Origin of the sequence: Nostoc parmelioides FACHB-3921 (assembly GCF_014696625.1) — a bacterium.
Classification (GTDB): Bacteria; Cyanobacteriota; Cyanobacteriia; order Cyanobacteriales; family Nostocaceae; genus Trichormus; species Trichormus parmelioides.
This window is the reverse complement of sequence record NZ_JACJQL010000026.1, coordinates 41,490-63,417: the sequence shown is the minus strand read 5'-3', so window position 1 is coordinate 63,417 and position 21,928 is coordinate 41,490. Positions and strand designations below refer to the sequence as shown.

Below are 21,928 nucleotides of genomic sequence, written 5' to 3'. Positions count from 1 at the left end.
GTCAACAATCAACAGTCAACAGTCAACAGTCAACAGTCAACAGTTAATTACTTTTACAATTGTGAAGACAGAAATTCGTGATACTCCAGATGATCTGGACAAAATTCAGAAGTTAAACCGCCCAAAGTTTAATCTTATCCAACCTTTGGTATTGTTAGCACCGTCTGGTATTTGGTTATTACTATTATTAGTACTACCAACACTGATAATTTTTCAGTTGAGTCTAGTTCCAAATATTAGACCTGGAGATATAGTCAACCCCAGTGGATTAGATAACTATGTCCGCATACTTGACCCCTTATACTTGCAGGTAATCCTGCGATCGCTCTGGTTGGCTTTAGGTACAATGGCGATCTGTCTAACTTTGGGTTTTCCGGTGGCGTATTGGATTGCTCAAATTGCACCGCAACGCTGGCGCAATCTCCTATTACTAGGCTTTGTCTTACCTTTGTGGACTTCTTCTCTACTCCGTTCCTACGCTTGGATCACTATTCTCCGTCCTACTGGTCTTTTGAACAGTCTATTAAGTAGTGTCGGTTTACCCACCTTAGAACTACTTAACCGTACACCAGCCGTTTTAATTGGCATGAGTTACAGCTTACTTCCATATATGGTGTTGATTTTATACGCTTCACTGGAAAAGTTAGATAAACGCTTACTAGAAGCCGCCGCCGATTTAGGCGCAAGTCCCACCAAGGCTTTTTGGAAAGTCACAGTTCCGCAAATTTCCCCAGGAATCACTGCTGGTTCTCTCCTTGTGCTGATCACAGCCTTAGGGGATTTTATTGACCCAGAATTACTCGGTGGTGCTTCTAGTATGACGGCAGCCAGGCTAGTTTATAACCAATTTCTCGGAGTTACCCAAAATTGGGGGTTTGGTTCAGCGTTGAGTATGACCCTAATTTTAGCCGTGAGTGTAGCGATCGCGCTGCTAATTAAATTTGGCGATCGCTAGTTCCCATACTAAGTAGAGGCTGTCAAGTACTGAGTTGTTACGTATTTTTACTTTAATTTTATATAAAATTTATATAAATAAACTTATTTTTTCAGTAAAAACCCTATATCCATACTTGGTTATCAGCACCTCTGGGTTTAAGATAAGAGTATTATCGTGTGTTTCCCCATAGAAGCGATCGCCTTGGCGTTGAAATAGTTACTAGACAGATGGTACTGAGTTCTTCAAGTTTGCCTTACTGAAGATACCTAACTGTATAGCAAAATTTTCAACCCCTAATTTTTATTGGCTATTTTGCATGAAGATTTAGCCAATTAAAACAAGGAATAAAAATTTCTCAGCAAATGTTTAATCAAAGTAGTTTATATAGTCTTGACATGATGTTAGATCCATATATTTATTGTTCGTAAAAACTTCACCAATTTGTGACTCTTTCCTGCCCTAAAAGTTCTAGTTTAAGGATAATCTCTTGGGAATTATATATTTTCCATTTTAAAGAGTGAGTAAAATTTTATCAATTTTTCTCTCTAAGAGGCTGTTTATTAACGTAAGCAGTGCTACTGCTTTGCCAAGATTCTGGGGTGTGAGCAAATAACACATGGCTGTAAACCACAATTCATCAAATATTGACTTGATAAATCGTCTCTAAAAACCGGAATCACCTGATAATTCCAAGTATTTATTATTAAGCATAAAAATAAATTTTTGACGGAGAATAATTATGTCTTTACAACAAGCAAATGCTTTTTATGACGTTTTGATGGCAGACGAAACCATTTATGAAAAATACTTTAATAAATGCTGTAGTCGTAGTTTATTAGGTAGTTACCATTGGGATAAAACGAAAATAGTTAATTTCGCAGCCACCCTTGGTTATCGATTTACTGAGAATGAATTAGATCAAGTGTGGTTTGACAGCGAACACAGTACTAATGAACAGTTATCGTTAGTTTAACCGGAAGAGGCAGAAGAAAAGGGGCAGGGCGCGGAGCAGAACTTGGTACAAGCCTTGTCCACAAGTAGCGCTTATACGAATTATGATATGAAGTTGGGTCATTCAGTCCAGCCGGTGGGAATAAAGTCGCCGAACTACTTTTTAAGGAATTACTAACGGAACTCTGTCCCCCTCCGGTGTTAGAGTGAAAGATGACATTGCATAATCTTATGTCTTCTAAGACCCATTCTGAAATATAGCTTCAACCATTAGGCGCAGCATGGTCACCACCGCAGAAAAAACAAACATCGGTTACATTACCCAAATCATTGGTCCTGTTGTAGACGTTAAATTTCCTAGCGGAAAATTACCGCAAATCTACAACGCTCTGACCATCAAAGGCACTAACGAAGCTGGACAGGAACTCAACCTCACCGTAGAAGTACAGCAACTTTTGGGCGACAACCAAATACGCGCCGTTGCTATGAGTTCTACAGATGGTTTAGTCCGTGGCCTGGAAGTCGTCGATACAGGCGCTCCCATCAGCGTACCCGTTGGTAAAGCAACTCTCGGACGGATTTTCAACGTTCTTGGCGAACCTGTAGACAACAGAGGCCCAGTCAACAACCAAGAAACCTTACCCATTCACCGTCCGGCTCCCAAGCTCACAGAGCTAGAAACCAAGCCTTCCGTTTTCGAGACGGGAATTAAGGTTGTTGACCTCCTGACCCCCTATCGACGCGGTGGTAAAATTGGTCTGTTCGGCGGTGCTGGTGTCGGCAAGACCGTAATCATGATGGAGTTGATTAACAACATTGCTACCCAGCACGGTGGCGTGTCCGTGTTCGCCGGCGTGGGAGAGCGTACCCGTGAAGGGAATGACCTCTACAACGAAATGATTGAATCTGGGGTAATCAACAACGAGAACCTCAACGAATCAAAAATTGCGTTGGTGTACGGTCAGATGAACGAACCACCCGGAGCAAGAATGCGGGTTGGTTTGTCTGGTTTGACAATGGCTGAATACTTCCGCGATGTCAACAAGCAAGACGTGCTGTTGTTTATTGACAACATCTTCCGGTTCGTACAAGCAGGTTCTGAAGTATCAGCGCTGTTGGGTCGGATGCCTTCTGCTGTGGGATATCAGCCAACTTTGGGTACTGATGTAGGTCAACTGCAAGAACGGATTACCTCCACTACCGAAGGTTCTATCACCTCAATTCAGGCTGTATACGTACCTGCGGACGACTTGACAGACCCCGCGCCTGCAACCACCTTTGCTCACTTAGATGGTACAACAGTACTATCTCGTAGTTTGGCTGCTAAAGGTATTTATCCTGCGGTAGATCCGCTAGGTTCCACCTCTACCATGTTGCAACCCAACATTGTTGGTGACGAACACTACAATACTGCTCGTGCTGTCCAATCGACCCTACAACGCTACAAAGAATTGCAAGACATCATCGCTATTCTGGGTCTAGATGAATTGTCTGAAGAAGACAGACTCATCGTAGCACGGGCCCGGAAGGTTGAGCGTTTCTTGTCTCAGCCTTTCTTCGTAGCTGAAGTATTCACAGGTTCTCCTGGTAAGTACGTGAAGTTAGAAGACACCATCAAAGGGTTCCAGAAGATTCTATCTGGTGAGTTGGATGATCTGCCAGAGCAAGCCTTCTACTTGGTAGGCGATATCAACGAAGCGATCGCCAAAGCCGAAAAACTCAAAGGCTAAATTAGTCAATAGTCATTAGTCAATAGTCATTAGTGAGTCCAGCCCTGTAGGCGGGTTTCCCGCCGTAGGGGACTGGCGAACCCGGAGGGTCCAGAGCTACATGACTATTGACTGTTGACTATGGACTATAGACTGTTGACCCTTGACAATTAACAACTTATGACCCTAACTGTCCGTGTAATTTCCCCAGATAAAACAGTGTGGGATGCGGAAGCTGATGAAGTGATTTTACCCAGCACTACCGGTCAGCTAGGTATCCTGAGTGGACACGCACCACTTTTAACCGCACTAGATACAGGCGTGCTACGAGTACGCACCAGCAAGAGCCAAAATTGGCAAGCGATCGCCCTGTTGGGTGGCTTTGCCGAAGTTGAAGAAGATGAAGTCACCATTCTCGTTAATGGTGGTGAACGCGGCGACACGATTAACCTAGAAGAAGCACGTACTGCTTACAGCCAAGCCCAAACAAAGCTGAATCAAGTACCCGCAGGTGATCGTCAAGCCCAAATTCAAGCTAATCAAGCCTTTAAACGCGCTCGCGCTCGTTTTCAAGCTGCTGGCGGCTTGGTATAAAAAATACAAGCAAAATTCTTTAGGGTGGGCAATTCGCTCATCCTTATTTTTTTGTGTCTAGGTCACAATGATATTAGGCGTTATCTTGCTTTGGCTATGTATTTAACTTGGTTAGACAGCAATAGTTGGTTGCTAGAACTCAACAATCAGCGAATACTTATAGACCCGTGGTTGGTTGATGCGCTAAGTTTTGGGAATTTAGATTGGCTGTTCAAAGGATATCGTCCTCAAGAGCGCACCATACCAGAAAATATTGATCTCATTCTGCTATCCCAAGGTTTAGAAGATCACGCACATCCACCCACCCTGAAGCAACTAAACCATAATATTCCAGTGGTGGCTTCTCCTAACGCGGCAAAAGTAGTGCAAGCCTTGGGTTATACTTCTGTCACAACCTTGGCTCATGGTGAATGTTTTACTTTTAATAATCAAATCGAAATTAGAGCTTTTCCTGGTTCGCCAATCGGCCCGACTGTGGTGGAAAATAGTTATTTACTGAAAGAATTAGCAACTGGTTTAACACTTTACTACGAACCTCATGGCTATCATTCTCCACAGTTGAAACAGTTTGCACCGGTGGATGTCGTAATTACGCCGACAGTTGACATAGCTTTACCTCTGTTGGGGCCAATTATTAAAGGATATAAAAGCGCATTGGAAGTAGCACAGTGGTTAGAACCGCAAGTTATGCTTCCTACCGCCGCCGGAGGAGATGTCATTTTTGAAGGATTATTGACAAAAGTCCTCAAAACGGAGGGAAGTATTGCAGACTTGCGTTTGCTATTTAAAAACAACAATTTACTTACACAACTGCTGGAACCAAATCCAGGCGATCGCTTAGAATTACAATTAGCAAAACGCGCCTTAACAAATTAAATCAAGTACAAGGAATATGGGAGATTGGCAAGAATAACCAATCTCCAGCACCTAAACCCCATAATTCTCTGGAAAAAATAATTGTTTGACTTGATATTTATCAAGGCTCATCTTAATATGACTAAGTTGGTGAGAATAGGTAGCAATAAGCTATGACATTTTCTGGCTATAATGTCGAGCAACGTTCCAAAGAAGTTAAGGCTCTCCAGTCTTTTTTAACTTACAGTTTTATTGGCTCAATGGCTCTACACATTGGTTTGCTGGCTTCAGGCTTGGGTAACTTCCTGACACGAATTCCTCAAGTTGAAGAAGAACCGATAGAAATAGAGATCGTTGATCCTATAACAGAAGAAAAGGAAAAACCCCCGGAAGAAACTCCAGAAGTAAAAAAACCGGAACCATTACCAGTTAACCGTAGTGAGCCGCAAAGAAGTGTTGCTAGTAGTGAAGTTGCTATTACTCCCAAACCACAAACAACCGTTATTACCCCCGTTCGTTCCCAACCTACAGTTGTACAAAAACCGATAGAGAAAACTGTAGCCACAGAGAAGCCACAGCCGGCTGCTCAACCACAGGTAATTACTGCTAACTCAAATAGTCCTGCAACCTCTACAGTTGTGACAACATCACAACCGACGGGAGAAAATAATAGTCGTCTCCGAGAAATATTAGGCGGAATTAGAGATTCTAGAGGAACTCAAGCAAATACCAGCAATACTGGCGAAACTACAGGTTCGACATCTCGGCAAGTAGGTTCTCCAGTAAGTAATAGTACACCCGCAGTAACTAGTCCGGCGATCGCCACAGCACCAACACCACGAAAAATTCCTACAGAACCCCGTGAAAGCAACAGACCAGGAAATGGTCGTGCAGCTTGCCGCGAGTGTAACGCCAGATATCCAGAAGCTGCTAGACGGCGGGGAATAGAAGGTAAAGTAGAAGTAGCTGTTGATACGGATGCTCAAGGTAATGTTACTAATGTTAGAGTTGCTCGTTCTAGCGGTAATCGAGAATTAGACGAAGAAACTTTAAGACAAGCACGTAATTGGAAATTAAAACCGGCTGAGGGTGGTAGACAGGGAGTAGCGATCGCCACTGAATTTGCCCTACAAGGGTCACGACGACACCGCCAACTCCAAGAACAAAAAAAACGTAGAGAAGCCGAAGCCAGACAGCGACAAACAACAGCAGCTAATACTGACTCTACAGAAGGAACTCGCAGACGCAGACGTTTGGTGACTTCCACTGAAGCTAATACTCCTGCTCAAACCTCCAGGGAAACCAGAGTCAGACGCATACGAGAATCTACATCAGAACGCTCTAACACGCCTACATCAGCAACAAGAACAGGAACGGCTAGAGAGAGTTTGCGTCGTATCCGCCGGGAGCGTACAACTAATAATTCTGCACAAGCAGCACCACAAACCCCTACTAGACGGCGGCGCAGAGAAAATGCTCCATCTGCTAGTCAAAGCAAGTTAAGAGCGACTTTACGGAATTTACGTCAATCCACTCAGTCCACACCCGCAGCACCACCAGCGTCAACTACGCCTGCAAATCAGGAATAGAATTCTTATCTCTTGGGGAGAGGGATTTTGGTAATGATGGGTAATGGGGATATTACTTTTTGAAGATTAAAGTTGATTACGGGCTTTGAGTTGCAAATATCGATCAACTAACTGATCAGTAATTTGATTGGCTGGCGCATCAAGTACTAAGACACCTTTTTGTTTTAGTTGAGCAAAAGCAACTTGTCTTTGCGCCAGTAAATCTAAAGCAACTGCACGGTTGTAAGTTTGGGTGACATCTTCCGTAAAAGTATGTGCTAAATTGTCTACCTGTGGATCTCGTAAGGTGACGCAAAATGGTAAATAGCGTGGTGTCAGTCGAGTAAGTGCGGCGAGGAGTTCAGTAGAAGCAGTGACATCAACTAAATCAGTAATTACTACTACCAGCGCGCGACGAGTTTGTTGTTTGACAACATTTGTTACTGCACCCAAATAATCGGACTCTAATAATACTGGTTGAATTGGTGTCAGATGGTCAATTAGCTTACTTAAATGATGTTGACCCCTTTCTGGTGGTAGCCATGTGTGCATAAGACGGTCAAATACACCCACACCAACACGATCGCCACGATGCAATCCGGCTAAAGCTAATGATAAAGCTGCATTTAATCCCCAGTCAAATCGTTGTAAACCTTTGACTCTAGCAGTCATCAACCGACCGCGATCCAATAATATAATTAAGGTTTGCTCCTGTTCTGGTTCCAGCACCCGCACTAAAGGCGCTCCCACACGACGGGCGGTAGCTTTCCAATCAATCAAGCGTAAATCGTCACCAGTGCGATAGTTCCGCAATTCGGCAAAATCTGTCCCAATCCCTAACTGTCGTGATTGGCGCATCGAACCAGATGATTGTAGTGTCAAACGAATGGAGAGCGATCGCAAACCGATCAAATCCGGGTAAACTTTCACCTGTACACTTTGGGGAATTTGCCAATCATCCCAAGCTAAACCCCAAGGCGCTAACTGTCGTACCTGAATATTCCCCCAAGAAAATTCCCCGCGCTGTGTTGGTTTGACAGTATATTTGATCTCTTCCTTTCCTTGTGAAGGAATTGTAGTATTGACCGTTAGCGTAGACACACCAAATCCAGTCGGGTAATAATCGCGGATTTGAATTACAGCCTCAGTCTTTGCTGATGTGATTGACAATATTACGGGATTATCACGGCCGATAGATAAACGTGCTGGTAATTGACGCTGAACTTCTACCCGCAGAGAACGTACCCGCCGACTATCGATAACCATCAATCCTAAGACGGTGAGATCAAATAATAGAGCGATCGCTATACTGGCAGGAATACCAATTAACAATGATAAAATAGGTGCGATCGTCAGTCCCAAAAGTAGCAGTAGATAAACCCGTTTAGCTGGAACCATACCCAGAATCCATATTCCTAATTTTGAATTTTGAATTTTGAATTTTGAATTTTGAATTTTGAATTTTGAATTGGTATTACCTTGGGACAGCGACTTGATTAACTACCGCCGCAATTACCGCATCCATTTGTAAACCATCTAGCATTGCTTCTGGCTTAAGAATCAGGCGATGACGTAATAAAGGTGATGCAACTGCTTTGATATCATCTGGAGTGACAAAATCTCGTCCCTCTAACCACGCTACTGCTTGAGAAGTTTGCAACCAAGCACCAGCCGCACGCGGTGACGCACCCAAAGCCAAATCAGGATATTGACGTGATGTCCTCACCAGCGCCAATAAATAATCAATGATGGATTCCGATACCTTAACTGCTTTGACGGCCTGCCGTGCCTCTAAAATATCAGTTACCGTTGCTATTGGTTGCAGACTATTAATATCTGAACGTCGTGCGGCAAAACCCGCTTGACGATTGAGTAGCATTTGCTTTTCTGCCGTTTGGTCGGGGTAATCTACTACTAACTTGAATAAAAATCGATCTAATTGGGCTTCTGGTAAAGGATAAGTACCCTCAAATTCCAAAGGGTTTTGAGTAGCAATTACCCAAAACAAATCCGGCAAAGGTAAGCTTTCACCATCGAGAGTAACCTGCATCTCTTCCATTGCTTCCAGTAACGCTGCTTGCGTCTTTGGTGGAGTGCGGTTAATTTCGTCTGCAAGCAAAACTTCTGTAAAAACAGGGCCTTTTTTCAGGGTGAAATTGCGATTATTTAAATCAAAAATATTTGTGCCTGTAATGTCTGATGGTAAAACATCCGGCGTGAGTTGCACCCGATGAAAATCCGCTTGAATCAACTGTGCTAAAACTTTCACCAACAGCGTTTTACCTGTTCCTGGCACTCCTTCTAAGATGATATGTCCACCCGATAATAGTCCTACTAGTAACTGTTGTATCAGCTGAGATTGTCCAACAATAACGCGGTTCAGTTTTTCACCCAGGTGAATGAGGATAGGATAGGTTTCACTCATAAGTTTTTTTGTGGCAGAATGCAGGGGGCGGGGAACGATGAATCAATTCAAAATACCCTACGGGAAGCTAAAGCTACAAAATTAAAGAGTAGGGAGAGAATAAAAATTAAGTTTTTTAATTAGTACTTACTACTCTTTAATGAATATGTTGTGGTTAATTTACCTCATCAAACTCAGAATGGCTACATTATTTGTTTCCGCCAAGCATAAAGAAGTATTGCATATTTCAACTTAAAGTGAGTCCGACGGAACCTAACCCCAAATTCTTGCTTACATTCGCGTAGCCATGTCAGTAGGGTGGGTCAGTCCGATAGAAACTAACTATACTCAGACATTATTCATACTGACATAACTTACCAAAACATCAGTTTGGGATAATTCATTTTTTGAGATTCTCTAACTCCCAACCCTCAAGCTACGCCATTTTGCCAACCAGTTTAATAGTTCGCTTTCACTCAAACGGCGTTTTCTTTGCTGTGGTTTTAATACTGCGTCTAGTTCTGTGGGAGACTTACCTGTTTTTTCTACCCAAATATTCACCAGAGTTTGGGGTTCTAGTAACACTGTGCCTAATCCCAAAGCTTTCTGTAGTTGTAGTTGTTCTTCTTTACCCACCATTTCTACAACAAATTCACTAGATTCAGCTTTGTGTAGCACTCCCGCTAAAGCTTGAATATAGGCTTGGCTATTATCGATAACTGGTGTAGTCAAAGCTATGGGCTTACCAAAACGGTGATTTTTTCCCCAAATCAGCACCAATAATAAAACACCCGCTTGCACCAGTATCACTATCATTGGGGTTTGAGCAAAATAGCTGATTAAATCACCTTGTCCTTCACGTTCCTTAACATCAGCATCTTTATAGCCGTGAATGTACTCATCTACAAATAAGGTATTGTTTTTCTGGTTGACTAAAGTGGCTAAGTATTGAAAATTACTTAAATTATCTTGGTAAGCGTTGGCAGCTAAATAGGGAGTGGTAGCGAAAATTACTTGACCTTTTTCTCGCTTCTCTTCCCACACTACAGCACCGAAGCGATCGCCTAATAAAATTTCTGATTGTTGAGCTTTTTGGAAACGTCTTCTAGTATCAATCTTAACTTCACCCACGGGTGACGGCTGCATAGTCTGAAAGTTGGCTGCACTTACCCGTGTATGCACACCCACTATTACCAAATTATTCCCTTTTTCCAGCCATTTTTCTTCATCACTATCTAATTCTGTCCGTCTCAGATAACCATATACTCGTAAGACTGTAGCGGGTTGTTTCTCATTGTTGAGTTTATTTAAAGGTTTTTGCCAGCGTTGGATAGTAATTCCTTGCTTCTGCATAAAACTATACCAAGCACCATAACCATCGGCGGCGCGATTATAAGTAGAGCCACTATTAATTTGTGTATTTGGCGCAGCTATGAAACTCAGTAGAATCATCACGACTAAAGCGATCGCACCCAGCCAAGCAACTCGATTTGAGCGTTTCATTGCTGTACAATCTCCCGATAGGCTTGCCGACACTGTTCATAATTTTCTGGCAAAATCTCTGCATTGCCAAAACATAATTGCTCGTGAGTAGTAATCACAGTTTCATAAGGTTGGACGGGAGTTGCAGACAAACGTAGCAATTGCAGATATTCGCTATCAGTACGACTAGGTTTGTGGAGAATGATTTTGCTGTCGTGCAAATGCTGCAAGATAGCTAAATAAAGACAACGACAAGCCTCACGATAATCACTTTGACGGTAAAGTACTTGCGATCGCTCTAACAAGTTTGCCACAGATAAATCTGGAGTCGGTCTTTTCGCCTCATTTTGAGCATAACCCCTGTTATTTAACCATGAAAATACATAAGGGCTAAATGCTACCCATAAACGCCAAATTACTACAATTAAGAATAAAACTAGTAACGACCAAGATAAAACACTCAAAAGATTAATCACCCAGGGAGCAAGTTTCCAGCCAGGACTCAAATTTGGTAATATTTGCTCAAAGCGGTATGACTGGTATTCTAGCCATTCTCCTACTTGTTGTTGGAACTGAGAAACCTGCCAATTCAAGCTGCTTTTTTCAAAAGTATCGATGGACATAAGTAGCTGGACAAAAAGTTGAGGAATGTGACTACTGACTACTCACTAATTTCACTGTTGCCCCTTTGTAGCATCATCCCCCCTACCAAGACAAGCAACGCTCCCAAAACCAAGAATCCTAAATCCCAAGCTAACTGATTTACCCCTGGTTTTACGTGATGAATACCGAGAATTTGGTGATTAACTATTCCTTCTACTACATTGAATAACCCAGCACCCACAAGCAAAGAACCGCCAAACGTTTGTGATGACCACACCACATCATCACGTCCTCCAGCCCTCCACAACAATGCTACCCCAATCACAGTCAACACCCAATCCAAAGCATGAAACAACCCATCCCAGACCATGTTCACATCTATATTAGAGTTGGTGCTTAAGGGTCGAACGCTGCTTAACATATGGTGCCACTGAAGGATTTGATGCAGGAGAATACCATCTACAAAGCCTCCTAATCCCAAACCTAAAAAAATTCCCGCAGAAATTAGTGGTAAACGCTTACCAAAAAAACCACTATTCGCTTCCATTGTCAACCTCTCAGACCGGGTTTTCACCAAAATATGATTTTTGTCTGAAAATATCTTCTATCTCCAGGCAAATAATAGCTTTCAATCCCAAGCTGCTCACTTCGTGCTGACATCTACAGGCATTATAGGAATAGAGATTTATATACGTATAAAAAGAGCAATTTTTCAATGACTATTTACTTTTATAAGGTTTGGCAGCCTTATGGCTGTTTTTCTAACTTTTCTCCCCACAGCATAGAAATTCAGGGGACATACTGGTCAACAGTAGAGCATTATTATCAAGCGCAAAAGTTTGTTGGCAGCGTAGATGCGGCGATTATACCCACTATCCGTGATAGCAGAACGCCAGAAGAAGCTGCTGCTTTAGGACGATGTAGCAGTCGTCAACTCCGCCCGGATTGGGATTTTGTTAAAATTATAGTTATGCGAGAAGCTGTACTGAAAAAATTTCTGACTCATGCTGATATTAGAGAAGTTCTCTTAAGTACAGGTAATGAGGTTTTGGTAGAAAATTCTTCTTGTGACTATTTTTGGGGCTGTGGAGCAGATAAAACAGGACAAAATCATCTCGGTAAAATTCTCATGAGTGTGCGTGAAGAAATACGTAAACTACAAGTACTTTCTGTGGTTTATAGAGAGTAGAGATGAGAGGCTGTAGAGTTTTCTCATCAGTCATAGATACCCCAATACGGTTCAGTTAAGGCTGAAAGACTGATTAGGGATGTGAAATTTAGGAGTTTCAACTCGTTGTCTAGTATCTGTAGCAAAGTAGATGTAAAGAGCGATCCAATAAATTTCATCAAATATGGTAAGATTCTGGCATCTTGAGGGTTTTAAGATTTTGTCAATTTTTATATGCCAACCTGCGGAATCCAGGTTAGTTACATCTACCTGATTAATTAATTCACAATGTCTCAGAAACAGCGTACCCTCTTAATTGTCGATGATTCCCCAGAAGATCGAGAACTCTATCGGCGTTATCTGCTGCGAGATAGCGAATATTCTTACACTATCCTAGAAGCAAACTTGGCACAAGAAGGGCTAGAACGTTGGCAGCAACATCAGCCCGATGCTCTGTTGCTTGATTATCGACTGCCCGACATGGACGGACTGGATTTTCTAGCACAATTGCAACCCTCGACCCAACAACGTTGCCTACCTGTAATTGTCGTCACCGGGCAGGGCAATGAGGCGATCGCAGTTAAGGCGATGAAAGCGGGCGCACAAGATTATATTGTCAAAGAGCAAATCACCCCCGAAGGGCTGCAAAAAGCAGTCAATGGAGTAATTGAAACAGTCCAGCTACATACCCAACTGCAACAAAGAATTGAGCGAGAGCGCGTAGTCTTATATATTACCCGGAAAATTTATCAATCGCTGAATCTGGATGAAATACTGCAAACAACCGTAACTGAAGTGCGAGAATTTCTGCACACCGATCACGTCTTGGTTTTTCAGTTAAAACCTGATGGCGATGGCACAGTAATCGCAGAATCAGTTGGAGCAGAATGGCGATCGTTGCTCTCCCGCACTATGTACGATCCCTGTCTGGCAGAGAACAACCTGGCATGGAATCCCTTGGAAACTGTCAGCTACGATCCCGCCTTTGTCGAGAATTATATCCAACGCTATCGTCAGGGTTACGTAACGGCAATATTTGATATTCAGGATAGCACTATCGATACCTGCCACATGGAATTGTTGGCTCAGTTTCAAGTAAAAGCTAATCTAGTGGTGCCGATTATTACCGATAACCACTTTTGGGGATTGTTAATTGCTCATAACTGTGCAACCCCTCGAAGGTGGCAACCTATAGAGATTGACTTGCTCAAAGAATTAGCGATTCAAGTTGGCATTGCAATTCGCCAAGCGGAACTTTATCAGCAGGCACAGAATGAACTAACCGAGCGCAGACAAGTAGAAGCAGAATTACGCCAGAGCGAAGAATTACTGCGATTAGCACTATCAGCTTCTCAGATGGGAACATGGAACTGGAACATCCAAACGGGAAAAATTTCCTGGTCGGATAACTTGGAAGCCTTTTTTGGACTTGAACCAGGGGAGTTTGACGGCTCCTTAGAGATGTTTGTGGCACGGTTGCACCCTGAAGATCGCGATCGCTTGCTGGCAGAAGTCGCTCGTGCTGTCGCCACCGGAGAAGACTATGACATTGAATTTCGGGTAGTATATCCCAACGGTAAGATTCGGTGGGCATTAAGCCAGGGCAAGGTATTTTACGACCAACACGGACAACCGATGCAGATGGCGGGTATTGATATGGATATCACCGAACGCAAACTGTCAGCCGAAGCTCTGCGCGAGAGTGAGGAACGTTTTCGCCAACTCGCAGAAAATATTGATGCCGTATTCTGGATTAGAGAAGTGTCGGAAAATCGAGTCACTTATGTCAGTCCTGCTTATGAGCGCTTGTGGGGATTAAACCCCCAGGAATTGTATCAAGGACAACAAGCATGGGTTGATCGCATCCACCCAGAGGATCGAGAATCAACAGAGAGAGCGTTTCAGGAAAAAGCTGTTCCAGGTCAATTTGATGAAGAATATCGGATTATTTTAGCCGATGGTAGTATTCGCTGGGTTCATGATCGCTGCTTTCCCCTGCGAGATGAAACAGGAGAAATTTATCGGTTTGCCGGGATTGCCGAAGACATCAGTGATCGCAAACAGGCAGAGCTTGCTTTGCGAAAGAGTGAAGAACGCTTCCGCACATCGGTTGAAAATATGCTGGACTGCTTTGGGGTATATCGCACTGTGCGGAATGAGCAGGGGCAGATTGTCGATTTTGTGACTGAATATGTCAATCATGCGGCTTGTGTCAACAATCAAATGACTTATGAAGAGCAGATTGGGCAGGGATTGTGTAAATTACTACCAGGGCATCGGGAAAGTGGATTGTTTGATGAATATTGCCAGGTAGTAGAAACAGGACGACCTCTGATTAAAGACAGTTTAATTTATGAAGATGAGTACGGGCAACAACGCTTAGTTAAAGCCTTTGATATCCGCGTAGCTAAATTTGGAGATGGATTTGTTGCCACTTGGCGAGATATCACAACTCGCCAACAAACAGAAGAAGCCCTGCGCCAGAGTGAAGAATTTAAGAACCGCATTTTAGATAGTAGTTCTGACTGCATCAAGGTATTAAACCTCGATGGGCGGCTCCTGTATATGAATACAGGCGGGCTTTGCTTGATGGAAATTGACGACTTAAATTCCTATCTCAATACTGAGTGGCTCTGCTTCTGGGAAGGCAGCTATCGGCAACAGGCAGAGGAGGCACTCGCTGCTGCTAAAACAGGTGAAATCAGAATTTTTCGTGGATACTGCCCAACTGTAAAAGGCACTCCCAAATGGTGGGACGTGGTTGTTAGCCCGATTCTGGATGCTTCTGGGCAAATAGAACGAATCTTATTGATTTCACGAGACATCACCGAGCGCAAAAAAACAGAACTCCTATTGCAGGAGAGCGAAGCCCGGTTGAAACTGGCGTACAAAGCGACGCGATCGGGAGTATGGGATTGGGACATTAGCCGCAACAGCGCTCATGTATCTGAAGAGTACTGTAATCTCTTCGGGCTTGACCCAACCACAGAGGAAGTCAGCTTTGAACAGTGGTTAAGTCGCCTGCACCCAGACGATCGCACCTCTGCTAATGAAATAGTGAGTTCTACCATCCAGCAACAGCAAGAGTATTATGAAACTGATTACCGCATCTTGCATCCTGACGGTATTCGCTGGTTAGCAGCTAGAGGTAAGGTTTTCTATGATGCTGCGGGCAATGCAGTACGAATGCTAGGCAACGTGCAAGATATCACAGATCGTAAACAGGTAGAGGAGGAGTTACGGCAAAGTGAAGAACGCTTCCGCACCTTGGCAGATAATATGTCGCAATTTGCGTGGATGGCAGACGAAAACGGCTCTATTTTCTGGTATAATCAACGCTGGTTTGAGTATACTGGCACTATCTTAGAGGAAATGCAGGGGTGGGGATGGCGAAAAGTACAACACCCCGATCATATTGACCGAGTTGTTGATCATATTCGCCACTGTTTTGAAACAGGTGAGTTATGGGAAGACACCTTTCCCTTGCGAAGAAAAGATGGACAATACTTTTGGTTTCTCTCACGAGCAACTCCTATCCGCGATGCACAGGGCAAAGTATTGCGGTGGTTTGGCACAAACACCGACATTACTGAGCGCCAGGAAGCAGAGCAAGAACGCGATCGCCTATTCCAGTTAGAACAAGCAGCCAGAGCAGAAGCCGAACGCGCCAATCGGATCAAAGATGAGTTTCTGGCTGTTCTTTCGCATGAATTGCGATCGCCTCTGAACCCAATTCTCGGCTGGACAAAACTGCTGCAAAGCCGCAAATTGAGTGAAACCAAAACGGCTGAAGCTTTAGCCACCATTGAACGTAACGCTAAACTACAAACTCAACTAATTGATGACTTGCTGGATGTCGCCAAGATTCTGCGCGGCAAACTCAGCATAGATGCGTCTCCGGTCAATTTAGCATTTGTGATTGAATCTGCGCTCGACACAGTAAGAACTGCGGCTGTTGCTAAATCAATTACCTTGCATCCGGTGCTGCCGAACATTGGGCAAGTCTCTGGAGATTCTAACCGCCTGCAACAGATCGTTTGGAATTTACTTTCTAACGCGATCAAGTTTACCCCTAACGGAGGACGGGTAGAAATCCGACTACAGTCACTCGATAATCAAGCACAGATTACTGTCAGTGATACAGGCAAAGGTATTAACCTTGAGTTTCTCCCGCATATTTTTGAGTCATTCCGTCAAGAAGATGTCTCCGTTACTCGCAAATATGGCGGGTTAGGATTGGGGTTAGCGATCGTTCGGCAGTTAGTTGAAGCTCATGGCGGCACTATTACGGCTGATAGTCCTGGTGTTGGCTTGGGAGCCACCTTTACAGTCCAGTTGCCATTGCTGAATGTTGAACCTCAAATCAAGCCGCCAGATGAATTGCCTAAACTTGCACTCGAACTCACTGGTATTCGAGTCCTCACAGTTGATGATGATGCCGATGCCCGTGAGTTACTAACAGTGTTGCTTGCTGAATACGGAGCAACAGTCAAGACTGTTGGCTCTGCGGCAGAAGTTTTAGCAAATATAGAGTCCTTTCAACCTGATGTGTTGGTCAGTGATATTGGGATGCCCGAAGTCGATGGCTATTCCCTGATTCAACAGATCCGAACTTTACCCCCTGAAAAAGGCGGTAAGATTCCCGCGATCGCTTTGACTGCTTATGCCAGAGTTGAGGATTCCCAACTAGCTATAACCAGTGGCTTTCAACGGCACGTTACCAAACCCCTTGATCCAGAAGAGTTAGTTCAAGCTGTGGTGGCACTTAAGAGAAATTGACTTTGGCAAACAGTTTTAGCCTTAACTGAACTGTATTGATAGATACCCGACTTTTTAAAAAAGTCGGGTATGTGAACACCCGTAACCCGTAAAACCTCATACTTTTACATATGGTTGCAGTAAGCCGATGATTATTTCTGGCTGTTCTAAATGGGGTAATATTCCTGTGTTGGCGATCGCATAAAATTTTCTAATTACATCAGGATTTAAATTAGCCAAGCGTTGTCCTAATTCAATCTTGGTAAATTGCGCTTTTTCTCCCCAAAAGATAACTGTGGGAGTTATCAATTGTTGAATGTATAAACTCAGGTCAAAGTAAAGGTCGCCTTTTAAAAAAGATAATGCAGCAAACTTGGCGTTGGGTTGTTGTGCAGAGTATAAATAAGCGTCTACCATTTCCTGGGAAACCCGTTGTGGTTGAGCGAATAAAAAACTTTGCAGAAAATTTCTCACAGCAATTTCATTCTCTGCGCCCAAAGCATAAATGAGATTATCTAATAAAGGTGTATTAATTATCGGTAGTGGTAATCTACGACCAGCACCTTGACCAAAATCATCAAATCCAGAAGGACAGACCAAATAGAGTGAATCAAATAGGTCGGGCTGAGTAATCGCTAAACGGATAGTGAAAGCAGCAGTTAAGGAAGAAGCGACTACCTTAACTGGTTGCTGACAAGTTTGGCTGATAAATTCTGCGATCGCTGTAAGATAGTCTCTAATCTCATAATCCCTGACTGGATGTGCAGACTCTCCCCAACCAATCAAATCAGGTGCAAGAATACGGTGTGTAGATGCAAAAGCCGGATAAACTTTAGACCATTCGTAAGCAGACGCTCCCCCACCGAAATTATGAAGAAACAATAGGGGTGGTAAATCTTCAGAGTCATCATCCCACCAAGGTGCAGCAGTTTGGGTATAGTAAACCATTGCGCCCAAAGATGTGTGGATGACCTTGTGACCAAAGCCAGGCGGTTGAAACTGAAGCATAATGTTTAATTTTCCTATCCTTTATCGCCTGTGATGGGGACGAGAGTATCTAAGCGATCGCCACTAATGTGATAAGCTGCACCAAAGCCAATGACAAAACGCCCCTCTTTGGGGGTTAGTTGAAAAATCCGAAAGTCACCCAAGCCCCGTAATACTTCGATAATTTGACCAAAACGCTCTTGGAATTGGTCAACAATTTGATTCCATGTCTGGGATTCACGTTCGATGAGGGTGGCTGTACAATCAAAACTCAAGCGACGACGAGCAAATATTTGATTAGTCTTTGCCTCATCATCAATAAATAAAACATTTACAAGAGAATTAGCTTCAATGTTTTTGGTGTGTACTGCAAGACCACTAACATAAATATAGATATTTTTAGCATCGTCTATCACAAAAGGAGCATAACTACCATTGGGAGTCCCTTGTTCGCTGATAGTACTAATGATGGCACTTTGAAACTCTTGAATAAAACCTGCATACTCAGCTTGAGCTTTTTCCAGTTGGCTCATAAGTCAATTTCTATTTGATTAATCATAACTACTTAAGTATCCTAACCTGCCTCAGCAAAACACAACTCCTATTTGATTTTTCACTCCTCCTCTCTCTCCACTCCCCACCTATCGTTATGATGTAGCAAGACGCTAATTATGAGGACGCAATTGTGGCTGATAAAAATCGTTCTCAATGGAACTTATGTAGGTTTATTGAAACGCTGACTTACTTCGAGGTGATTCCTTTTTTGAGTTGGGTGCAGCAATTAATCCAAGGTCGTCCCCAGGATTATCAACCTCGAACTGATGGAGAAAACAACATGGGTGTAATTCTAGTAGCAGGTGCAACTGGTGGTGTTGGTAAACGAGTAGTACAGAAACTGAGAGAGCGCGGTAAAAAAGTCCGCGCCCTCGTACGAGACATTGATAAAGCACGGTCAATTCTTGGTGATGATGTTGATTTAGTAGTGGCGGACATTACTAAACCAGAAACACTAACTCCTATTGTTATGGCTAATATCCAAGCCGTGATTTGTTGTACCGCAGTACGCGTCCAACCAGTAGAGGGAGACACCGCAGATAGAGCCAAATATTATCAAGGTGTGAAATTTTATCAGCCAGAAATCGTCGGTGATACCCCAGAAAATGTCGAATATCAAGGAGTTAAAAATTTAGTCACAGCAGCCGCAAATTATTTACCTGCAACTAATGAAAAACTCATATTTGATTTTACCCATCCTTCAACAGAGTTAAAAAATATTTGGGGGGCGCTGGATGATGTTGTCATGGGAGGAGTCAGTGCTAGTAATATTCAATTAGTAGAAAATACTGCTTTATTTGCTGGTAATGTCTCTACCGCCAACTCAGGAGGATTCGCATCTGTTAGGACAAGAAACTTTGAGCCACCATTCAATTTATCTGGTTACGAAGGTGTAGAGTTGCGGGTGAAAGGTGACGGTCAACGTTACAAAATCTTCCTACGCACAGAGACTAAATGGGATGGGCTAGGATACAGCTATTCTTTTGATACTGTAGAGAATACATGGATTAATATCCGTGTTCCCTTTGCAGAATTAGTGCCAGTATTTCGGGCAAAAACCGTCCAAGATGCGCCACCAATTGACAGCAGCAGAGTTAGTTCCTTCCAATTAATGTTAAGTAAATTTGAATATGATGGCGCTTTAAATCCTAAATTCTCAGCAGGGGGTTTTGCTCTACATATAGAATTTATCAAAGCTTATGGCGGAGTAAATACACCAAAATTTGTGCTTGTAAGTTCCGCAGGTGTCACCCGTCCTGGTAGGCCAGGAATTAATTTAGATGAAGAACCCCCAGCTGTTAGATTAAATGACCAACTGGGAGGGATTTTGACATGGAAGTTAAAAGGAGAAGATAGTTTAAGAGCAAGCGGCATTCCTTACACTATTATTAGACCTTGTGCCTTAACTGAAGAAGCAGGAAGCAAGGCATTAATTTTCGAGCAAGGTGATAATATTCGGGGCAAAATCAGCCGAGAGGATGTAGCAGAATTGTGCGTACAAGCGTTACAACAAAAGAAATGTAATATTACGTTTGAGGTCAAGGAAGAGACGAATGTTGCTGAGTTTGTTGACTGGCACCAGTTATTTGTCAATTTAGAAGCTGACCGATAAATAATACCAATGAAATAGGGAAGTTGAGGAAATAATTATTTTATAAATCTACTTCCCAAAGGAGTAGAGTAAATGTTGCGTAAATGGTTGTTTGCTGGGGCTTTAGTGATGGTGATTTGGCTTGGTTTGTTATCAAGTCCAGCATCATCACAACAAATTGAATCTCGCCTGAACAATTTGCAAGCTGATTTTAGTCGGGTTTTATCAAGATTAAACCAAATAGAATCACAACTTAACCAAAACCGCCAGCCAGCATCCTCTCCCAGAACAACGATTACAGTTCCATCGGGTTCCCGCAGAAATATCTCTTTGCCAGAACAAGAGAAAATGTTTGATAGATTAGCCACTTTGGTGGTGGAATTGAAACAACAAGTTAATAAATTAGAGGCGCGAGTTACTAAATTAGAATCACCTTAATTAATCTGATTTGGTTATTTTTGATGCAGACTGCGCGCACATGAATATCTAAGCACCTGTAGGGTGGGCAATGCCCACTCTACGAATCTACATCTGATATATGTTGTCTAGGTTGTGTCAGGTAGCTCGAATACTGTTAATAAACAAATTTTTGATACTTGGCGCACTCTACTAATATACCAACTGTGTAAGTCTTGTATTTAAAGTACGAAATCTGACATTATTTATATTTTTAAAAGTAATCATTAATACCTTTATTAAAACACCAGTAATTTGGGAATACCAAATTGCAAAAATTTATCTGGATATATACCGCTTCAGATGGAATAAATTTCTTATTATCTAGAGTTTATTATTCTCTAACACTTAATTGTAGGACTTAAGTAGGATGTATTGTAAATAGTTCAAATTAATTACACATCAGAGAAAAAGACTAGTTTGATATTTGGCGATGTACATTAGTCTGTGGCATGAAGTATCAAAAAAATAGTCCATCACCAAAAAGACTGACTGCAAAAACAGAAGCTATCACTTAAAAATCAGGAAGTAGAATATCTGCGTGATTTTGCAGCTAGTTTCTAAATTATTTATCATCGATGCAAATTTAACTTATTGAATTTAAGTAGACGTTATTCCGGAATAATTTATTTTTTTCTGTCAAAGGAATTATGGGTCATAGTGACATCAATTACCATGAATGAAATTGTCTTGCTGATGACGGGCGTATTAGCAAAAAATCAACCTTCTACGCCTATCGTACCCAAAAAGCCTGCAATTCAGCTTGACAAAGGCGTGAACAACTCAATACAGGGTGAATCGTATCAGTTAATATCGTCTGTAAAAATCACGCCTCCTGAATTCACGCAGCTTAATGAAAATGACTCAACTATTAAAGCTAATTATCCACCGGACAATTACAAATCTCTCATAAAAAAAACACAGAAAGTTCTAGAGAAAGACTTATATAGTGTGGATGAATTTAATAATTTTCAAGCTGTCAGAGTCAAGTTTGCTCAGGAACCACGCCTGATAAGCCAAAGGTTTCGTAATGAGATACTGATTGCTAGAAGGTCTACTACTCGTCGTAATTTACCTACACTACGTTTTGGTAATTCTGGTCTTGCTGTACGAGCTTTGCAACGGTTATTAGTTGCTAAAGGCTACGCTGTTCGAGTAGATGGGAATTTTGGTGCGCTGACTGAAACTGCTGTTAAAGCTTTTCAAATTCAGCGCAATCTGTCAGTAGATGGGGTAGTTGGTTTCAATACTTGGTCTTCCTTGACAAGATAGTCCATAGCCAAAAGTAGACAATAATGACTAATGACTAA

Annotated in this window: 18 protein-coding genes; 11 read left to right on the top strand and 7 right to left on the bottom strand. The window is 42.5% G+C overall.

The window, feature by feature from the left end; genetic code table 11:
* The first annotated feature begins 61 nt into the window (after window positions 1-61).
* The 6 genes from H6G14_RS17620 (at window position 62) to H6G14_RS17595 (ending at window position 6,635) form a co-directional block, all read left to right on the top strand.
* On the top strand, window positions 62-955 hold the full coding sequence (locus tag H6G14_RS17620; protein ID WP_190568641.1) for an ABC transporter permease subunit: 894 nt from the start codon (window positions 62-64) through the stop codon (window positions 953-955).
* Between the two features lie 721 nt (window positions 956-1,676).
* Window positions 1,677-1,910: a Nif11-like leader peptide family natural product precursor gene (locus tag H6G14_RS17615; RefSeq protein WP_190568640.1), complete on the top strand. Its 234-nt coding sequence runs from the start codon at window positions 1,677-1,679 to the stop codon at window positions 1,908-1,910.
* 259 nt (window positions 1,911-2,169) lie between these two features.
* A complete protein-coding gene (gene atpD, locus H6G14_RS17610) occupies window positions 2,170-3,618 on the top strand; it encodes a F0F1 ATP synthase subunit beta (RefSeq protein WP_190568639.1) in 1,449 nt (482 codons plus the stop codon).
* A gap of 159 nt (window positions 3,619-3,777) precedes the next feature.
* Complete coding sequence (atpC, locus tag H6G14_RS17605; RefSeq protein WP_011319081.1) at window positions 3,778-4,191, top strand: ATP synthase F1 subunit epsilon; 414 nt, start codon at window positions 3,778-3,780, stop codon at window positions 4,189-4,191.
* A 96-nt stretch (window positions 4,192-4,287) separates the two neighbouring features.
* A complete protein-coding gene (locus tag H6G14_RS17600) occupies window positions 4,288-5,067 on the top strand; it encodes an MBL fold metallo-hydrolase (RefSeq protein WP_190568638.1) in 780 nt (259 codons plus the stop codon).
* A gap of 152 nt (window positions 5,068-5,219) precedes the next feature.
* On the top strand, window positions 5,220-6,635 hold the full coding sequence (locus tag H6G14_RS17595; protein ID WP_190568637.1) for an energy transducer TonB: 1,416 nt from the start codon (window positions 5,220-5,222) through the stop codon (window positions 6,633-6,635).
* A 66-nt stretch (window positions 6,636-6,701) separates the two neighbouring features.
* Here H6G14_RS17595 and H6G14_RS17590 read toward each other — a convergent pair whose 3' ends face one another.
* The 5 genes from H6G14_RS17590 to H6G14_RS17570 form a co-directional block, all read right to left on the bottom strand.
* On the bottom strand, window positions 6,702-8,012 hold the full coding sequence (locus tag H6G14_RS17590) for a DUF58 domain-containing protein (RefSeq protein WP_190568636.1): 1,311 nt from the start codon (window positions 8,010-8,012) through the stop codon (window positions 6,702-6,704).
* Window positions 8,013-8,088: 76 nt separating this feature from the next.
* Entirely contained in the window at window positions 8,089-9,039 is a 951-nt protein-coding gene (locus H6G14_RS17585) for an AAA family ATPase (protein ID WP_190568635.1), read from the bottom strand.
* 396 nt (window positions 9,040-9,435) lie between these two features.
* The gene (locus tag H6G14_RS17580) at window positions 9,436-10,521 is read right to left on the bottom strand and encodes a DUF4350 domain-containing protein (protein ID WP_190568634.1); all 1,086 of its coding nucleotides are present in this window, start codon (window positions 10,519-10,521) and stop codon (window positions 9,436-9,438) included.
* On the bottom strand, window positions 10,518-11,123 hold the full coding sequence (locus H6G14_RS17575) for a DUF4129 domain-containing protein (RefSeq protein ID WP_190568633.1): 606 nt from the start codon (window positions 11,121-11,123) through the stop codon (window positions 10,518-10,520). The genes H6G14_RS17580 and H6G14_RS17575 overlap by 4 nt, the downstream gene beginning before the upstream one ends.
* 38 nt (window positions 11,124-11,161) lie before the next feature.
* The gene (locus H6G14_RS17570) at window positions 11,162-11,650 is read right to left on the bottom strand and encodes a DUF2243 domain-containing protein (protein ID WP_190568632.1); all 489 of its coding nucleotides are present in this window, start codon (window positions 11,648-11,650) and stop codon (window positions 11,162-11,164) included.
* Window positions 11,651-11,818: 168 nt separating this feature from the next.
* Between H6G14_RS17570 and H6G14_RS17565 the strand changes: the two genes are divergently transcribed.
* Window positions 11,819-12,292 (top strand): NADAR family protein, encoded by a 474-nt coding sequence (locus H6G14_RS17565; RefSeq protein WP_190568631.1) that lies wholly within the window; start codon window positions 11,819-11,821, stop codon window positions 12,290-12,292.
* 267 nt (window positions 12,293-12,559) lie between these two features.
* Window positions 12,560-17,050 carry a PAS domain-containing protein gene (locus H6G14_RS17560; RefSeq protein ID WP_190568630.1) on the top strand — a complete coding sequence of 1,497 codons (4,491 nt, stop codon included), beginning with the start codon at window positions 12,560-12,562 and terminating at the stop codon, window positions 17,048-17,050.
* Window positions 17,051-17,146: 96 nt separating this feature from the next.
* Here H6G14_RS17560 and H6G14_RS17555 read toward each other — a convergent pair whose 3' ends face one another.
* Together H6G14_RS17555 and H6G14_RS17550 are read right to left on the bottom strand one after the other, a co-directional pair.
* Window positions 17,147-18,037: an alpha/beta fold hydrolase gene (locus H6G14_RS17555; protein ID WP_190568629.1), complete on the bottom strand. Its 891-nt coding sequence runs from the start codon at window positions 18,035-18,037 to the stop codon at window positions 17,147-17,149.
* Window positions 18,038-18,051: 14 nt separating this feature from the next.
* The gene (locus tag H6G14_RS17550) at window positions 18,052-18,549 is read right to left on the bottom strand and encodes a HugZ family pyridoxamine 5'-phosphate oxidase (protein WP_190568628.1); all 498 of its coding nucleotides are present in this window, start codon (window positions 18,547-18,549) and stop codon (window positions 18,052-18,054) included.
* A 152-nt stretch (window positions 18,550-18,701) separates the two neighbouring features.
* On the opposite strand from H6G14_RS17550, the gene H6G14_RS17545 reads away from it, so the two are divergent.
* The 3 genes from H6G14_RS17545 to H6G14_RS17535 all read left to right on the top strand — a co-directional run bounded on the left by H6G14_RS17545 (window position 18,702) and on the right by H6G14_RS17535 (window position 21,890).
* Window positions 18,702-20,183: a CIA30 family protein gene (locus tag H6G14_RS17545; protein WP_190568627.1), complete on the top strand. Its 1,482-nt coding sequence runs from the start codon at window positions 18,702-18,704 to the stop codon at window positions 20,181-20,183.
* Window positions 20,184-20,255: 72 nt separating this feature from the next.
* A complete protein-coding gene (locus H6G14_RS17540; RefSeq protein ID WP_190568626.1) occupies window positions 20,256-20,600 on the top strand; it encodes a hypothetical protein in 345 nt (114 codons plus the stop codon).
* 693 nt (window positions 20,601-21,293) lie between these two features.
* Window positions 21,294-21,890: a peptidoglycan-binding domain-containing protein gene (locus tag H6G14_RS17535; RefSeq protein ID WP_190568625.1), complete on the top strand. Its 597-nt coding sequence runs from the start codon at window positions 21,294-21,296 to the stop codon at window positions 21,888-21,890.
* Window positions 21,891-21,928 lie beyond the last annotated feature (38 nt).

Bases quoted from the DNA above. Each gene is read 5' to 3' on its own strand.
- H6G14_RS17615 (WP_190568640.1), top strand. From the start codon at position 1,677: ATGTCTTTACAACAAGCAAATGCTTTTTATGACGTTTTGATGGCAGAC.
- atpD (WP_190568639.1), top strand. From the start codon at position 2,170: ATGGTCACCACCGCAGAAAAAACAAACATCGGTTACATTACCCAAATC.
- atpC (WP_011319081.1), top strand. From the start codon at position 3,778: ATGACCCTAACTGTCCGTGTAATTTCCCCAGATAAAACAGTGTGGGAT.
- H6G14_RS17600 (WP_190568638.1), top strand. From the start codon at position 4,288: ATGTATTTAACTTGGTTAGACAGCAATAGTTGGTTGCTAGAACTCAAC.
- H6G14_RS17595 (WP_190568637.1), top strand. From the start codon at position 5,220: ATGACATTTTCTGGCTATAATGTCGAGCAACGTTCCAAAGAAGTTAAG.
- H6G14_RS17590 (WP_190568636.1), bottom strand. From the start codon at position 8,012: ATGGTTCCAGCTAAACGGGTTTATCTACTGCTACTTTTGGGACTGACG.
- H6G14_RS17585 (WP_190568635.1), bottom strand. From the start codon at position 9,039: ATGAGTGAAACCTATCCTATCCTCATTCACCTGGGTGAAAAACTGAAC.
- H6G14_RS17580 (WP_190568634.1), bottom strand. From the start codon at position 10,521: ATGAAACGCTCAAATCGAGTTGCTTGGCTGGGTGCGATCGCTTTAGTC.
- H6G14_RS17575 (WP_190568633.1), bottom strand. From the start codon at position 11,123: ATGTCCATCGATACTTTTGAAAAAAGCAGCTTGAATTGGCAGGTTTCT.
- H6G14_RS17570 (WP_190568632.1), bottom strand. From the start codon at position 11,650: ATGGAAGCGAATAGTGGTTTTTTTGGTAAGCGTTTACCACTAATTTCT.
- H6G14_RS17565 (WP_190568631.1), top strand. From the start codon at position 11,819: ATGACTATTTACTTTTATAAGGTTTGGCAGCCTTATGGCTGTTTTTCT.
- H6G14_RS17560 (WP_190568630.1), top strand. From the start codon at position 12,560: ATGTCTCAGAAACAGCGTACCCTCTTAATTGTCGATGATTCCCCAGAA.
- H6G14_RS17555 (WP_190568629.1), bottom strand. From the start codon at position 18,037: ATGCTTCAGTTTCAACCGCCTGGCTTTGGTCACAAGGTCATCCACACA.
- H6G14_RS17550 (WP_190568628.1), bottom strand. From the start codon at position 18,549: ATGAGCCAACTGGAAAAAGCTCAAGCTGAGTATGCAGGTTTTATTCAA.
- H6G14_RS17540 (WP_190568626.1), top strand. From the start codon at position 20,256: ATGTTGCGTAAATGGTTGTTTGCTGGGGCTTTAGTGATGGTGATTTGG.
- H6G14_RS17535 (WP_190568625.1), top strand. From the start codon at position 21,294: ATGAATGAAATTGTCTTGCTGATGACGGGCGTATTAGCAAAAAATCAA.